The organism is Anabaena catenula FACHB-362, assembly GCF_014698735.1.
Classification (GTDB): Bacteria; Cyanobacteriota; Cyanobacteriia; order Cyanobacteriales; family Nostocaceae; genus Anabaena; species Anabaena variabilis_A.
In genome coordinates this window covers 200,959-217,351 of record NZ_JACJTQ010000003.1, presented here as the reverse complement: position 1 = coordinate 217,351, position 16,393 = coordinate 200,959, and the positions used below count along the sequence as shown (strand labels likewise).

13 protein-coding genes are annotated in these 16,393 nt (G+C 41.4%); 10 read left to right on the top strand and 3 right to left on the bottom strand.

Annotated elements, in window-relative coordinates; all coding sequences use genetic code 11:
- Positions 1-4: 4 nt before the first annotated feature.
- The 5 genes from H6G68_RS04170 (at position 5) to H6G68_RS04150 (ending at position 4,368) form a co-directional block, all read left to right on the top strand.
- Positions 5-535 carry a DUF3122 domain-containing protein gene (locus tag H6G68_RS04170; protein ID WP_190905492.1) on the top strand — a complete coding sequence of 177 codons (531 nt, stop codon included), beginning with the start codon at positions 5-7 and terminating at the stop codon, positions 533-535.
- Positions 532-1,077 (top strand): NADH-quinone oxidoreductase subunit B family protein, encoded by a 546-nt coding sequence (locus H6G68_RS04165; RefSeq protein ID WP_190905491.1) that lies wholly within the window; start codon positions 532-534, stop codon positions 1,075-1,077. The genes H6G68_RS04170 and H6G68_RS04165 overlap by 4 nt, the downstream gene beginning before the upstream one ends.
- Positions 1,078-1,135: 58 nt before the next feature.
- Complete coding sequence (locus H6G68_RS04160; RefSeq protein ID WP_190905490.1) at positions 1,136-1,750, top strand: CP12 domain-containing protein; 615 nt, start codon at positions 1,136-1,138, stop codon at positions 1,748-1,750.
- Between the two features lie 107 nt (positions 1,751-1,857).
- Entirely contained in the window at positions 1,858-3,330 is a 1,473-nt protein-coding gene (locus tag H6G68_RS04155; RefSeq protein ID WP_190905489.1) for a Ni/Fe hydrogenase subunit alpha, read from the top strand.
- A 147-nt stretch (positions 3,331-3,477) separates the two neighbouring features.
- Positions 3,478-4,368, top strand: a complete 891-nt coding sequence (locus H6G68_RS04150; protein WP_190905511.1) for a rhodanese-like domain-containing protein — start codon at positions 3,478-3,480, stop codon at positions 4,366-4,368.
- On the opposite strand, the gene H6G68_RS27855 is transcribed toward H6G68_RS04150, so the two are convergent.
- The gene (locus tag H6G68_RS27855; protein WP_422595448.1) at positions 4,341-4,634 is read right to left on the bottom strand and encodes a chitin binding peritrophin-A domain-containing protein; all 294 of its coding nucleotides are present in this window, start codon (positions 4,632-4,634) and stop codon (positions 4,341-4,343) included. The genes H6G68_RS04150 and H6G68_RS27855 overlap by 28 nt on opposite strands.
- Before the next feature lie 122 nt (positions 4,635-4,756).
- Entirely contained in the window at positions 4,757-5,146 is a 390-nt protein-coding gene (locus tag H6G68_RS04140) for an Alr5209 family pentapeptide repeat protein (protein WP_190905487.1), read from the bottom strand.
- A 561-nt stretch (positions 5,147-5,707) separates the two neighbouring features.
- Between H6G68_RS04140 and H6G68_RS04135 the strand changes: the two genes are divergently transcribed.
- Together H6G68_RS04135 and H6G68_RS04130 are read left to right on the top strand one after the other, a co-directional pair.
- Positions 5,708-6,370, top strand: coding sequence for a tetratricopeptide repeat protein (locus H6G68_RS04135; protein WP_190905486.1), 663 nt, complete (start codon positions 5,708-5,710; stop codon positions 6,368-6,370).
- A gap of 123 nt (positions 6,371-6,493) precedes the next feature.
- A complete protein-coding gene (locus tag H6G68_RS04130) occupies positions 6,494-6,943 on the top strand; it encodes a hydrogenase maturation protease (protein WP_190905485.1) in 450 nt (149 codons plus the stop codon).
- Between the two features lie 43 nt (positions 6,944-6,986).
- Here the strand turns inward: H6G68_RS04130 and H6G68_RS04125 are convergent, their stop codons facing one another.
- Positions 6,987-7,238: a hypothetical protein gene (locus H6G68_RS04125; protein WP_190905484.1), complete on the bottom strand. Its 252-nt coding sequence runs from the start codon at positions 7,236-7,238 to the stop codon at positions 6,987-6,989.
- 161 nt (positions 7,239-7,399) lie between these two features.
- On the opposite strand from H6G68_RS04125, the gene H6G68_RS04120 reads away from it, so the two are divergent.
- The 3 genes from H6G68_RS04120 (at position 7,400) to H6G68_RS04110 (ending at position 16,390) form a co-directional block, all read left to right on the top strand.
- Positions 7,400-11,569, top strand: coding sequence for a HEAT repeat domain-containing protein (locus tag H6G68_RS04120; protein ID WP_190905483.1), 4,170 nt, complete (start codon positions 7,400-7,402; stop codon positions 11,567-11,569).
- A 222-nt stretch (positions 11,570-11,791) separates the two neighbouring features.
- A complete protein-coding gene (gene nifJ, locus H6G68_RS04115; protein WP_190905482.1) occupies positions 11,792-15,361 on the top strand; it encodes a pyruvate:ferredoxin (flavodoxin) oxidoreductase in 3,570 nt (1,189 codons plus the stop codon).
- Positions 15,362-15,385: 24 nt separating this feature from the next.
- The gene (locus H6G68_RS04110) at positions 15,386-16,390 is read left to right on the top strand and encodes a dihydroorotate dehydrogenase-like protein (protein WP_190905481.1); all 1,005 of its coding nucleotides are present in this window, start codon (positions 15,386-15,388) and stop codon (positions 16,388-16,390) included.
- Positions 16,391-16,393 lie beyond the last annotated feature (3 nt).

Sequence of the window (16,393 nt, the reverse complement as noted above, 5' to 3'; positions counted from 1 at the left end):
TCTTATGTTACACCATATTCGACATTTATTTTGGCAAATTATCATAGTGGTAATACTGACAACATTGATATTACTTGGTTTAGTAAACTTATCAACTGAAAAAGTAATTGCTGCTGTTACTCAGTTAGGAAACCCACCAGGAGAAGTTATTTATCGCTCACAAGTAAAATTAGATGATCAATCAGGAAAAGTTTGGCAAGTTGTTTTATTTAAACAAGTTTATTCTGATCAACCATCTCAGACAAATCTTCGCTTGATTGGTTTTCCTGGTTCTGCTGAGTTAATTCATCCCCAACCTTTAAAAATTACCTCGACTACAGGTAAAGTTTGGAATGCTGTTGATCTATTTTTAGATGAAGCCCCAGCACCAAGTATTGGTCAATATGATTTGACTCAGATATTGCCCCAATTACCTCAAGAATCTTTAACTTTGTCAATACCTCTTCCCGGTGCAAACTTCATTAATATCTCAGTTCCTGATTTTGTAGTTACAGAATGGCAATCATTAATAACAACTGAAAAGGCAAAAATATGACTCGGTTAAAATTAGCAACGGTTTGGCTCGGAGGCTGTTCTGGCTGTCATATGTCTTTTCTCGATTTGGATGAATGGCTGATTGATTTAGCTGAACAAGTAGATTTAGTTTTTAGTCCCTTTGCTGATGTTAAAGAATATCCCCAAGGAGTGGATGTGGTGTTAGTAGAAGGTGCAATTGCTAATGAAGATCATCTGCAAATGATTCAGAGAGTAAGAGAGCGGACTAAAACAATAATTTCCTTTGGTGATTGTGCTGTTACTGGTAATGTTACCGCTTTACTTAATATCTCTGGAGGTGCGGAAACTGCTTTACAATTAGCTTATATACAAGGTGCTGATGCTAATCAACAAATTCCCCATTCACCAGGTATTGTTCCACCTTTACTAGATAAAGTTGTACCTGTACATCAAGTAGTACCTGTTGATATTTATTTACCTGGTTGTCCGCCTTCAGCACATCGCATTCGTGCTGCACTTGAACCTTTATTAAAGGGAGAAAAACCACATTTAGAAGGACGAGAAATGATTAAATTTGGCTAATACCATTTTCAATTTTTAATGTTCAATTTTCAATTTTTAATTATTTTAGAGGTGACTTATGTTAACAGCAGCAGATATGATGACTAAAGATGTGGCAATGATTCGCAGTTCGGCAACAGTAAAAGAAGCTGTTGATTTAATGCGAGCTAGAGACTGGAGAGCATTAATTGTAGATCGTCGCCACGAACAAGATGCTTATGGAATTATCACAGAAAGCGATATTGTTTATCAGGTAATTGCCTACAGTCAAGACCCGAACAAAGTCCGTGTTTATGAAATTATGACTAAACCTTGCATTGTTGTTAATCCAGAATTAGGTTTAGAATATGTAGCTAGATTATTTGCTAATCATCATCTTCGTTGTGCGCCTGTAATTAGTGGCGAACTATTAGGAATAATCTCACTTACTGACATCTTAGCGCAGAGTAATTGTCTAGAAAGACCTCGCTCAATTTTGTTAGAACAAGAATTACAAGATGAAATTAAAAAAGCTCGTCTTGTTTGTGCAGAAAAAGGCATCAATTCCACAGAATGTTCATCAGCTTGGGATGTGGTGGAAGAAATACAAGCAGAAATTGCCCACCAACGCGCCGAAAAACCTCTCAAAACTGCCTTTGAAGATTACTGTGATGAATATCCAGAAGTCGCAGAATCTAGAGTTTATGATTTGTAATTCGTAATTCTGAATTACTAAACACCCAAAAATGGTGATTGGTTATATTTTTAAAATCATTGAAAATTACCAATCACTAATTAACAGTTATTAATTACCAATTAACTATGAAAAAAATTGTTATTGATCCCGTAACTCGCATTGAGGGACACGCTAAAATTAGTATCTATTTAGATGACGAAGGTCAAGTACATGATGCACGTTTTCATGTAACTGAATTTCGCGGTTTTGAAAAGTTTTGTGTTGGTCGTCCTTTTCCAGAAATGCCGGGAATTACTGCTAGAATTTGCGGTATTTGTCCGGTAAGTCACTTGTTAGCATCAGCAAAAGCAGGCGATCGCATTCTGGCGGTGACAATTCCTAAAGCTGCTGAAAAACTGCGTCGTTTGATGAACTTAGGACAAATTATCCAATCCCACGCCCTGAGTTTCTTCCACCTCAGCGCCCCAGATTTATTATTAGGAATGGATAGCGATCCCGAAAAACGCAATGTCTTTGGCTTAATTGCTGCTGAACCAGAACTAGCCCGTGGGGGAATCCGCTTGCGTCAATTTGGACAAGAAATTATTGAACAATTGGGAGGGCGAAAAATACATCCATCATGGGCGGTTCCTGGTGGTGTGCGCGAACCTTTATCGATAGAAGGACGTACTCATATTCAGAACCGCATCCCGGAAGCACGCACCACAGTATTAGATGCACTGGGTAAATTTAAAGGCTTACTCAATGATTATCAAAAAGAAGTGCAAACCTTCGGGAATTTTCCTAGCTTATTTATGGGGTTAGTCACTCCTGATGGTTTGTGGGAGAACTACGATGGACATCTTCGTTTTGTAGATAGTGCCGGAAATATCATTGCTGATAAACTTGATCCCACTCATTATCATGAATTTATCGGTGAAGCAGTTCAATCGGATTCATATTTAAAATCTCCTTATTATCGTCCTTTGGGTTATCCTGACCAGAGCGACCATTGTCGTTTAGATAGTGGTATTTATCGGGTAGGTCCCCTAGCACGTCTGAATATTTGTAGTCACATTGGTACGCCTTTAGCTGATGCGGAATTGAGAGAATTTAGAGACAGAGGTAAAGGCACTGTCACCTCATCATTTTTCTATCACTACGCCCGCTTAATTGAAATTATGGCTTGCATTGAACGCATAGAAATTTTACTAGATGACCCTGATATACTACTTGGGCAGAGCGTAGCCGAAGCCTCAAATCGATTGCGTGCTGATGCTGGCATTAATCAATTAGAAGCAGTGGGTGTGAGTGAAGCACCACGCGGTACATTATTTCACCATTATAAAGTTGATGAAAATGGCTTACTTGAGAAAGTAAATTTAGTAATTGCCACAGGTCAGAATAATTTAGCAATGAATCGCACAGTAGCGCAAATTGCAAGACATTTTATTCACGGTTCTGAAATTCCTGAAGGGATGTTAAACCGTGTTGAGGCAGGAATTAGGGCTTTTGACCCTTGTTTGAGTTGTTCAACCCATGCAGCAGGACAAATGCCTTTGCATATTCAATTAGTTGGCAAAGATGGGAGTGTTGTTAATGAAGTTTGGCGAGAGTAATCTATTCTGAATTCTTGCTTAAAAATAACGCAGCCACAAAAGTTATCTCGTAACATTTAACCTTCATTCTTCTGTGATTTGCATTTCAAAACGTAAATCTGCCGGGGGCGATAATGCCTAATGGTAAAAGAACTGAAGCATGAAAGCGTGAATACAAAACTCCTCATTTCTCTTCAAGAACTCACGTCACTGTTAGCAGAAAAGTCATCACAGACTGTCATTATCGATACGCGAAGTCAAGAAGATTATGCTATTTCTCATATTCCTCAATCAATCAATATTAGAGATTTTTTCACCTATCTTTTAGACAATTCCTCACCAGCAGGATTAAAGCAATTGCAAGAGTATTTTGCAGAAATTATGAGCGGGGTAGGAATATCTGGTGCAGAACAGTTAGTTGTTTATGAAGATGCTTTAAATAAAGGTTATGGTCAATCTTGTCGAGCCGCTTTTTTACTGAAGTATTTGGGTTGCGCTCAGGTATCTATTTTACATGGAGGATATAAAGCATGGCTCAAGGCTGGATTACCTACTACCGATGAATTACCATTACGTGAAAGCAGCATATTTAGATTGCATCCCAAGGCTGACATAATGGTGACTACTGCCGAGATGTTGCAAGCAATTGAGAATCCAGCAATTATTAAATTAGATGTGCGCGACAGTTCAGAATGGCTTGGGTTGAGTTCTTCTCCCTACCATCCTGATTTTTGTCCCCGCAAAGGTAGAATCCCTAACGCTGTATGGTTAGAATGGCATCATCTGATGAATTCTGAATCGGAAATCCCCACGTTTCGATCGCCAGATGAAATCCGAGAAATTTGTCAGTCGGTAGGTATTACTTCAGAGTCTATTGTGTACATTTACTGCTTTAAGGGTTCAAGGGCTGCTAATACTTTGATAGCCCTAGAACAGGCAGGAATTTATGCTAGAAATTATTTTGGCTCTTGGAATGAATGGTCTCGTGATTTTTCACTACCGATTGATAGCAGAGTAATGACGTGTAAACTTCAGGTTGACGTTCCCATTGGCTTGTAGCATTTATCATTGGAAGGGAGCGCCCAAGCATGGTTACAGGTATCGTATCGGTCATCGAAAACAGTACCCGGACCACAATCAAAGTCGAATTTTGTCAAGGATTCATTGCCAAAATCTACGCAACGGAAGAATTTGGTACAGTCCTGTGGATCGGGGAAGAATCCCTCAGCTATACATTCGCCAGCCAGTGCAGTGCTGTTGCTATCCGTAGCCGGTGCAGGGCTGGTGCTATCAGCAGCAAGTGCAGGGCTAATGGCTACCCACATTGCTAAAATCATTGCACAGCAACACAACAGTATTTTTTTCATAGTTTCTTTTTACTTGTAAATTACGGGTAGGTGTATAAATTTTAATATATTCTCACAGTCCAAGTGAGAATGCCGTGCTTTTACCGCTCTTTAATCTGCAATCCCATTTGCGCTGGATCAAAATCTTGGGGAAAATGAGTGGTGCGATCGCAATCTGCTTTTTCCAGTTTCGCTCCCTTAAGATTAGCTTGACGGAGATCGGCAGAAAATAATAAGGCTCCCCGAAGATCAGCATTTTGCAAATTAGCTTGACTGAGATTGGCAAAACTGAGGTCACAGCCTCTCAGGTTAGCACTATTTAGATTAGCTTCACTCAAGTCAGCGTAGCTGAAGTCACATCCTTTGAGATCAACACCTTGCAAATCGGCATTACCCAAGTTCGCTCCACTAAAATTGCGTTTTCCCTCTGTATACTTCTCTACGAGAGTCACGGCAGTATTAATGATCTGTTGAGAATTTGTTTCAGACATAGAACCGCCTCACAGCTTGTCTCATGATTACCGTAGTCGAAACTCATTAATGATGGTTTCCACCACATCCATTAATGATATAGGAATCCGGTTTGATTCGTGATAGCTTGCGTGGCGTAGCCATACTTACTCGTAGAGGTAGTTAACTTGGGAGCAGTTGGTAGCCCAACCTAGGCATCGCAGACTCAGTTTCAAAGCGAATGTCTAAACCTGACCTTACAGCTATTTTCAGGTGAATGAACCACAGTTTTTGTTTCGCGCTCCAGGCGCAGAGGAACAAAGGCGCAAAGGAAGAAAGGAATCAATGTGTGGTTTAAATAGTTGAAAACGGCTGTAAGTAATAAGCCAGTACTTTAGATGATTTTGAGAATATGATCAGAGAAAAGGCTGAAAACCCTTGAGGTTAAGTTTTAAAGCATGGCGAAAAAACTTAACCGTCCTTTAGGCAATTGTAGTGCCATTGTAATGTTATTGTTGACATGATGTGGTCACTTCTGTGAAAGCTGCAAACTGTTAACACTATTTCTACTTTAACTGAAAATACTTCTGGATTATATAACTATGAAATTTGCTTTTTCTAGAACTTCTTTATTAGCTTATGCATCATCTATTTTACTATTAGGTTTTTGGCTACCATTAGTTGCACGAATACCAGCTTCTAATGCCTCTACTGAGTGCCAAACTCTTATGCCACCATATCTTAATACAATGGACGATTTCATAGGCATGGGACACTTTCAAGAGGACTGCCAAAAAGACTCACTCGCTGCGGTTTCTTCTTTCACGCAGGCAATTCGGCTAAATCCTAAAGCTGAAGAACCCTACTATCATCGTGCCAATGCTTACCATAACGTTGGGAATTACAAAGCAGCAGTAGCAGACTATACGGAAGTAATTAGGCAAAATACAGGTAGATTCGGTTTTAGTAGTGGCGCATACTGGAACAGGGCTAGGGCTTATGAAAAGTTAGGCGAAAAGCACAAAGCAATTTCAGATTTGAATCAAGTAATTAGTAAAAGTGCTTCTTCTGCTGATGCATACTCTTTGAGAGGGAATATGTATCGGGATTTAGGAAATAAACAAAGTGCGATCGCAGATTATAAAGCAGCCGAAAACCTTTTACAGCAATATTTAAGTGGAGCTTTCGGAAGTGGTCTCCAAGATCCTCTATATCAAGAAATGCTGGAGAAAGTCAGAATTGAATTATCACAGCTAAATTCCTAACCAAAATAGACTATGTTTTATTTTGCTTGGTTATCCACCAGAGAATTTGTGGATTGAACAGTTCTTCACAAGTTCTTCAACTTTTTTGTATAACTTGAAACTGGTGTTAGACAGCCAAAAACTATGAATTGCAATGTAATAGCCATTGGTTATGGTAATGAATTACGTAGTGATGATGGCATTGGGCAACGAGTAGCTCAAGCGTTGCATCTATCAAAGGTGAAATCTATTGCTGTCCATCAACTCACTCCCGAACTTGCCGAAACTTTGGCAAATGCTGATTTGGCAATTTTTATTGATGCTTGTTTAGCGTCTGAAAATTCCCAGGTGCAAGTAGAAACAATCTCACCTGAATCTTTCAACATCATAGCCGGACATACAGCCGATCCGCGATCGCTTCTTGCTCTGACTCTAGCCCTTTATAATCGTTGTCCGCAAGCTTGGTGGATCAAAGTTCCAGGCGTAAACTTTGAATTAGGATACAGCTTATCACCCATTGCCGAAACTGGAGTTGCGATCGCTTTACACAAAATTACTCAAATCATCGAGGAAAATTTCAGCTTAGATATTTAAAATTTTCCAGCACATTGTGAGCGATCGCTATTTGGAATTGAGTTTATTTTTTGGTAGAATTGCGATCGCTTCCAGTGAGGCGTAGCCCATCGCGTTTTTTCTCTTCCTCCTCTCGGCGGCTAATGTGTTGCAGTACCGGGATGCACTGATTAATTAGCCAAATCAGCGTTTCTGTCACTGAGTCACCTTGTTGAATGCGGTCTGTAGCTTGGATACCAGCCAGTAAAATTTTCAAACTTAGCAACACAGCGATTAATTTTTGATTGCGGCGGGAAGTAGATTTTTTCGCGGACATTTGATTCACCTTATTTGCTTGACTAGGTGAATTATTTTTTTGGGTATTTCCCCAGACACGTTACCCATGCAATGTCTATAATGGTTGTATCACTTAGGTTTGCAGCTTGGGTACATTTATTTGTTTGGGTAATGCTAGTTTCTTAAGATTGTCTTTATAAAATGCCAAGGAATATTCGTTGGGATGAATCGCTTTTAGAGAATGTGCTGATTTTGGTGGAAGCTTTAATGCAACTATCTGAACAGCAACCTGAAAACTTACAACCAAAACCCCCGCTTTATGTTCAGTGGGAAGCTGATAAACTGCGCGTTACAGGATACGAAACCAAACTCACCAGCGGAAAAATAGCTAGAACAGTTGAAGTTGGTACAAAGAAGGAAAACTTACTCAAGCTTGTGACAACGGTAGGTAAAACCTTAAAACTGCCTCAGCGCCAAAAAGAATCTGGTAGCAGTCAGCCAGAAAAAGAATTGGAGGAAGTGCAGTATTTTATCGACAGTCTCAGAGAATTGGGACTGTTGACGGAAGATGGCAAAAATACCAGAAAAAATCAAGGTTATTGGAAATTTACGCTGACGCTGAAACATCAAACCGCACCAAAGCAAGAGAATTTGCAGGTGGTGAAGCAGAAGTGGAACGAACACCCCAAGACAAAAGCAACTTCTCTCTCTACCCCAACCACAGATACAAGCATTGACTGGCGCGATATTTGCCACAAAAGCTTAGAAGATGCACAACTCAGACACAAAGCCACAGAGAACGAATCTGAAGTCAATGTTTATGTTCCTTTAGGACTGGTGGAACGCAAACAGCAGCAACGCCGAGGTGAACACGAACAGCGAGAACAAGAAAATCCCTATGCATTAGATAAAGAAGTCATTGTCAAAACTTATGAACATGACAACTTTCTTCAAGAAGTGATTGGACAAAAACCAGCCGGAAATCACAAGCATATTGCCATCATTGGAGAACCAGGTGCAGGTAAGACAACTTTATTAACTAATATCGCCTCTTTTATTAAAGACAAATCTGAAGATTTACCCATCTTTATATCTCTTGCTAACTTGCAAGGAAAGACTATTGAAGACTATTTACTCAAAATATGGCTGACTCAAGCCATGAAATTAGTTAAAGTTGTCGTCACTCTAGAAATTGAACATCAGCTAATCGAACGTTTTCGCAAAGGAGGGGTTTGGCTGCTGTTAGATGGTGTAGATGAAATGGGTGAAATTTCTCCCATCCAAGCATTAACCAAAATTAATCAAGCACTCAAAGAATTGCCCATAGAGGTGCGGGTGGTGCTGACTTGTCGGTTAAATGTTTGGGATACCAATGTTAATAATACACTTACAGGTTTTGACATCTATAAAACCCAAGAGTTTAAACCAGTGCAAATTGACGACTTCATTCAGCAATGGTTTACTTGTGCTGAAAATCAACAGCGAGGTGAAGAACTCAAGGCGAAATTAAAATCAACTAAATATGAAAAAATCGGTAAATTGGTAACAAATCCTTTGCGTTTGGCGCTGTTGTGTCAAACATTCTATCTGGATGAGCAAGGAGAATTACCAGAAACTAAAGCCGCCCTTTATCAGAGATTTAGACGCTATTTCTATGAGTGGAAACCTGAACAGTTTTATGAACTAATTAACTCTGATGATTTGAAGGATGAATTACATAATGCTTTAAGTAAATTGGCTTTTGCCGGTATTAATAGCGCGGCTAGATTTCGCTTGAAGCGGAGTTTAGCACGGCAAAAAATGGGTGAAAAGCTGTTTAAATTAGCTTGTGATGTCGGTTGGTTGAATTTAGTAGACAGGTTAGCAGGAACAGATGAAGAAGTTTATGCTTTCTTTCATCCCAACTTTCAGGAATATTTTGCAGCTTTAGAGGTTAATGATTGGCGCGAGTTTTTTAAACATATTCCCAACAATCCTACGCAAGGTGTTTACCGCATTTTTGAACCGCAGTGGAAGGAAGTAATTTTGCTGTGGTTGGGAAGAGAAAATGTAGAGGCGAGAGAGAAAGAGGCATTTATTAAAGCGTTGGTGGAATTTGATGATCAATGTGGAGATTGGAGCAATATCCATCAAGTAAGACATGGATATTATGAATTTAGAGCTTATTTTATTGCTGCTGCGGGTATTACAGAGTTTAAATATTCCCAAGCAAAGGAAATAGTTGAACAAATCCTTAGATGGGGCTTTGGTGAGTTCGATATTGCGAAACAGCAATGGGTGAAATTTTTTGACCCAATAGCAAACGGAGCAAAAGCAGCACTCCTACAAACAGAACGCGCAACAGCCATTGATGCCTTGGTGAAGTTAATCGCCGACTCCAATGTGGATGACTTTACCAAACGCCTAGCGGCATCTAGCTTAGGGCAAATTGACCCAGGCAACCAAACAGCCATTGATGCCTTGGTGAAGTTAATCGCCGACTCCAATGTGAATAACTCTACCAAATGCCTCGCGGCATCTAGCTTAGGGGAAATTGACCCAGGCAACCAAACAGCCATTGATGCCTTGGTGAACTTCATCGCCGACTCCAATGTGGATGACTTTACCAAACGCCTCGCGGCATCTAGCTTAGGGCAAATTGGCTCTGGCAATCAAACAGCCATTGATGCCTTGGTGAACTTCATCGCCGACTCCAATGTGAATAACTCTACCAAACGCCTTGCGGCATCTAGCTTAGGGCAAATTGGCTGTGGCAACCAAACAGCCATTGATGCCTTGGTGAACTTCATCGCCGACTCCAATGTGGATAACGATACCGAACGCCTAGCGGCATCTAGCTTAGGGCAAATTGGCTCTGGCAACCAAACAGCCATTGATGCCTTGGTGAACTTCATCGCCGACTCCAATGTGAATAACTCTACCAAACGCCTCGCGGCATCTAGCTTAGGGGAAATTGACCCAGGCAACCAAACAGCCATTGATGCCTTGGTGAAGTTAATCGCCGACTCCAATGTGGATTACGATACTAGATGCCTAGCGGCATCTAGCTTAGGGAAAATTGGCTCTGGCAACCAAACAGCCATTGATGCCTTGGTGAAGTTAATCGCCGACTCCAATGTGGATAACCATACCAAACGCCTCGCGGCATTTAGCTTAGGGGAAATTGACCCAGGCAACCAAACAGCAATTGATGCCTTGGTGAAGTTAATTACCGACTCCAATGTGAATAACTCTACCAAACGCCTCGCGGCATCTAGCTTAGGGGAAATTGACCCAGGCAACCAAACAGCAATTGATGCCTTGGTGAAGTTAATTACCGACTCCAATGTGAATAACTCTACCAAACGCCTCGCGGCATTTAGCTTAGGGCAAGTTGACCCAGGCAACCAAACAGCCATTGATGCCTTGGTTAACTTCATCGCCGACTCCAATGTGAATAACGCTACCAAACGCCTCGCGGCATCTAGGTTAGGGCAAGTTGACCCAGGCAACCAAACAGCCATTGATGCCTTGGTGAACTTCATCGCCGACTCCAATGTGGATGACGATACCAAATACCGAGCGTTATTTAGCTTAGGGAAAATTGGCTCTGACAACAAAACAGCCATTGATGCCTTGGTGAAGTTAATTGCCGACTCCAATGTGGATGACTCTACCAAACGCGAAGCGGCATTTAGCTTAGGGGAAATTGGCTCTAGCAATAAAACAGCCATTGATGCCTTGGTGAACTTGCTCGCCAGATCCAATGTGGATGACTCTAGCAAATACTATGCGGCATCTAGCTTAGGGCGAATTTTGACAAAAGAACACATGGCGAGTGTTGTCACTGTGTTGAAGAATTGTTTATCAGATAAAATTTATAAAAATAATTTTGACAACTTCAAGAGATGTTACTCTCTCATCTGGGACTGCGCCCAAAATCTAACCTACCCAGATTTTTATCAAGCATGGCACGCTGGGGAGAACTCAGAAAATTTAAATTTGCCAAGCCAGACTTTTACACCCCAAAACCTGCAAGCTGCCATTAACAGCGATCGCCAACTGAGTCAATCCATCCACCTCATCTGCATCGACACTAGCCAATTTATAGACCCCAATAACCCAGCATCTAAAATTTATACTGAAATCGTCAAAGCCGGCTGTCCCAAGTGCGAAGATGGCACACCAAAGACAATGACGGAACTTCAAACTTATTGGGATTTGCTAGAAAGTGACAAACCTGTGGTTTTAGTCTTTTATCAAGGTATGGGTTCACAATCACCACAATTAAGCGATCGCATTCTCAACAACCTCAGCAAATTTGACAAGGCTATTTGTGTCACCAGCGACCAAGGAATCGATGATATTTTCAACCGGCTGCGGAGTCTGTAAAGTTAATTCGGCTTTAGCCAAGAGATATGCCAACTTTCTCCATTGATAGCGATCGCATTATATCTGCAACTCGGTCGTGCGATCGCGCTTTCAGTCTTATTCCCCATCTCAAAGTCCTCTAACTTCCTACCAGTCTTCACAAGTTTCTCAAGTTCTTATCCTAAGATTGAAAGTAGATTCAGCTTTGTCATTGCTAGCCCTGAGAGACATAGGTGCAAGAAAATGAACAACAGAAGCTTTGCAACCATAGACGGTAATGAGGCTGTTGCCCAAGTCGTCTATCAACTGAATGAAGTTATTGCCATTTATCCCATTACTCCTTCTTCACCAATGGCTGAGTGGGCAGATACTTGGGCTAGTGAAGTCAAACCCAATATTTGGGGTACTGTTCCCTCGGTGGTAGAGATGCAGAGTGAAGCAGGTGTGGCTGGTGCTGTACATGGCGCTTTGCAAACTGGTTCACTGTCAACCACATTTACAGCATCTCAGGGATTATTGTTGATGATCCCCAATATGTACAAGATTGCCGGCGAACTCACACCTACAGTTTTTCATATTGCCGCGCGATCGCTAGCCGCCCAAGCCCTCTCTATTTTCGGTGATCACAGCGATGTCATGGCAGCCCGTGGTACTGGTTTTGCTATGTTATGTTCTGCATCAGTGCAAGAAGCACAAGACTTTGCTTTGATAGCCACCAGGGTAACTTTACAATCACGAATACCCTTTCTACACTTTTTTGATGGCTTTCGTACTTCCCACGAAATTAACAAAATAGAAACTTTAACAGCAGATGATTTGCGAGAATTTATTCCTGATGAATTAGTATTTGCCCATCGGTCGCGTTCTCTCACTCCCGATAAACCAGTTTTGCGCGGTACAACACAAAACCCTGATGTCTACTTTCAAGCCAGAGAAACTGTCAATCCTTTCTATTTAGCTTGTCCAGACATTACCCAGAAAGTCATGGATGAATTTGCCGCCATGACTGGGCGACAATACCAATTATTTGAATACCACGGCGACCCAGCAGCAGAAAGAGTTATTGTGCTGATGGGTTCTGGTTGTGAAGCAGTACATGAAACAGTAGATTATCTCAATGCCTGTGGTGAGAAAGTGGGCGTTTTGAAAGTACGATTATATCGCCCTTATGATGCTGTACGATTGGTCGCCGCTTTGCCAGAAACTACTCACAGCATCGCAGTTTTAGACCGCACCAAAGAACCAGGCTCATCTGGTGAACCATTATATTTAGATGTAGTCGCAGCTATTCATGAATTCAATCTAAAATCTAAAATCCAAAATCTAAAACTTATAGTGGGTGGTCGTTACGGGTTATCTTCTAAAGAATTCACCCCAGCAATGATTAAAGCCGTCTTTGATAACTTGGCTGCGGCTGAACCAAAAAATCATTTTACTATCGGCATTAATGATGATGTTACCCACACCAGCTTGAATTACGACCCAGATTTTAGCATTGAACCAGACAATATAGTCAGAGCAATTTTTTATGGTTTGGGTGCAGATGGTACGGTGGGGGCTAATAAAAACTCAATTAAAATTATTGGAGAAGAAACAAATAATTACGCTCAGGGTTATTTTGTCTACGATTCCAAGAAATCAGGTTCTGTTACAGTTTCACATTTACGCTTTGGTTCGCAATTAATTCACTCAACTTATTTAATTACTAAAGCTAACTTTGTTGCCTGTCACCAATGGGATTTTGTCGAAAAATTTCCTATTTTGAAATATATTGTATCAGGGGGAATATTTTTGGTAAATTCTCCTTATGAAAAAGATGAAGTTTGGAATTATATACCGTCATCAGTACAAGAGCAAATTATCGAGAAGCACCTGCATTTTTATGTAATTAACGCTTATAAAGTCGCTCGTCAAGCGGGGATGGCTGGCAGAATTAACACGGTAATGCAGGTCTGTTTCTTTGCTTTATCGGGTGTATTGCCACGAGAAGAAGCTATTACCAAAATTCAAAACTCCATTCGCAAGACTTACGGCAAAAAAGGCGATGAAATTGTACAAATGAACCTCAAAGCAGTGGATACCACATTAGAAAATTTGTTTGAGGTGGGGAATAGGGAATTGGGAACTTGTAAGGGGAAAGACAACCAATCCCCAATTCCTGATAACGCACCTGCTTTTGTCCATGATGTTTTAGGTCAAATGATTACCCGTCAAGGTGATGAACTGCCAGTTAGTGCTTTACCGGCAGACGGTACTTATCCCACTGGGACAGCGAAATGGGAAAAGCGCAACATTGCTCAAGAAATACCTGTTTGGGATACAGATATCTGCATTCAGTGTGGTAAGTGCGTGATGGTGTGCCCTCACAGTGTGATCCGCAGTAAGGTTTATGAACCGCAGCAGTTAGACAATGCACCATCGACCTTTAAGAGTGCTGATGCTAAAGACCATGACTGGCAAGGGTTGAAATACACTATCCAAGTGGCAGCAGAAGATTGTACAGGCTGCGGTATTTGCGTAGATGTATGTCCGGCGAAGAATAAATCAGAACTACGCCGCAAAGCCATTAACATGGAACCGCAAAGACCATTACGGGAACAAGAACGGGAAAATTGGGATTTCTTTTTGAGTATTCCCAATCCAGATAGAAGCCATTTGAAGCTGACTCATATTAACCAGCAGCAGATGCAAGAACCGTTGTTTGAGTTTTCTGGGGCTTGCGCTGGTTGTGGCGAGACACCTTATATTAAGTTAGCAACACAGTTATTTGGCGATCGCATGATTGTTGCCAACGCCACTGGTTGTTCTTCTATCTATGGCGGTAATTTACCCACCACACCTTGGACACACAACACCGCAGGACGTGGCCCAGCTTGGTCAAATTCGTTATTTGAAGATAACGCCGAATTTGGTCTTGGTTTTCGCGTTTCCATTGATAAACAAGCAGAATTTGCCGCTGAATTACTCAAACAACTGGCAACAGATGTGGGTGAGGAACTGGTAAATAGTATCCTCAATGCTGAACAAAAAGATGAAGCTGATATTTGGGAACAACGAGAACGAATTGTCATCCTGAAGCAACAGTTAGAAGCAATTATCACTAATCAATCGCCACTGACAAATAAAGCCAAGCAACTTCTGAGTATTGCTGATTACTTGGTGAAAAAGAGCGTCTGGATTATTGGTGGTGATGGCTGGGGTTATGATATCGGCTTTGGGGGACTAGATCATGTTTTAGCCAGTGGACACAACGTGAATATTCTCATTCTCGATACTGAGGTTTATTCCAATACAGGTGGACAAATGTCCAAAGCTACCCCCAAAGCAGCTGTAGCCAAATTTGCGGCTGGGGGTAAAGTTGCACCTAAAAAAGACTTGGGTTTAATGGCAATGACTTATGGCAATGTCTATATTGCTAGCGTGGCAATGGGTGCAAGAGACGAACATACTCTCAAGGCATTCCTAGAAGCTGAAGCCTACCAAGGGCCATCGCTAATTATTGCCTACAGCCATTGTATTGCCCACGGTATCAACATGAGTACAGCAATGCAGAATCAAAAAGCTGCTGTTGATTCAGGTCAATGGTTACTATATCGGTTTAATCCAGACCGCATCAAGCAAGGAGAAAACCCACTACAACTTGATTCGCGCACACCAAAGTTACCTCTAGAGCAATATATGTATTTAGAAAACCGCTTTAAAATGTTAACTAAAAGCAACGAAGAAGCGGCACAGCAGTTACTTAAAGAAGCTCAAGCAGATGTGAAAAACCGTTGGCAGATGTATCAATATTTAGCTGCACGACAACCATAGAACACCTAATAAGATGAGGTTGTTATGGATTTGACGACAACTTATTTGGGAATGAAATTGCGATCGCCTCTTGTTCCCTCTGCATCCCCGCTGTCTGAGGACATTGACAACATTCAGCGGATGGAAGAAGCAGGTGCAGCAGCGGTAGTCATGCATTCACTATTTGAGGAACAATTGCTTCTGGAACGTTATGAACTCCATCATCACCTCACCCAAGGTACTGAAAGTTTTCCTGAAGCCTTAACTTACTTTCCCGACTCAATGAGCTTTCGAGTCGGGCCAGAAACATATTTGGCCCATATTCAAAAAGCCAAGCAAAAGGTGAGCATTCCTATTATTGCCAGTCTCAATGGCTCATCTGTTGGTGGATGGATCAACTATGCTCAACAAATTCAGCAAGCAGGAGCAGACGCACTAGAATTAAATATTTACTACGTCCCTACCGATATAGAACTAACGAGTAATGAAATTGAGCAGACTTATCTTGACATTGTGCGGGCAGTCAAAGCAGCAGTAACTATCCCCGTAGCCGTCAAACTCAGCCCGTACTTCACCAATACAGCAAATATGGCTAAACGTCTGGATGAAGCGGGTGCGGATGCTTTGGTTCTATTTAACCGTTTTTATCAACCGGATATTAATCTTAATCTCCTGGAAGTGGAACCCAATGTGCTGTTAAGTACACCCCAATCAATGCGATTACCCCTGCGCTGGATTGCCATTCTCTATGGTCACATTCATGCTGATTTGGCAGCAACAAGCGGTATTCACAGGGGGGAAGATGCCTTAAAAATGCTCATGGCAGGGGCTAAAATTACGATGCTTTGTTCGGTACTACTACGACATGGTATTAACCATATTCGAGTTATTGAACAGGAAATGCGCCAATGGATGCAAGAACACGAATACGAATCAGTACAACAAATGCAGGGGAGTATGAGTCAAAAGCATTGTCCAAATCCCAGTGCTTTTGAACGCGCTCAGTATATGCGCTCTCTTACCACCTATCAACCAATACGGTTCAGTTAAGGA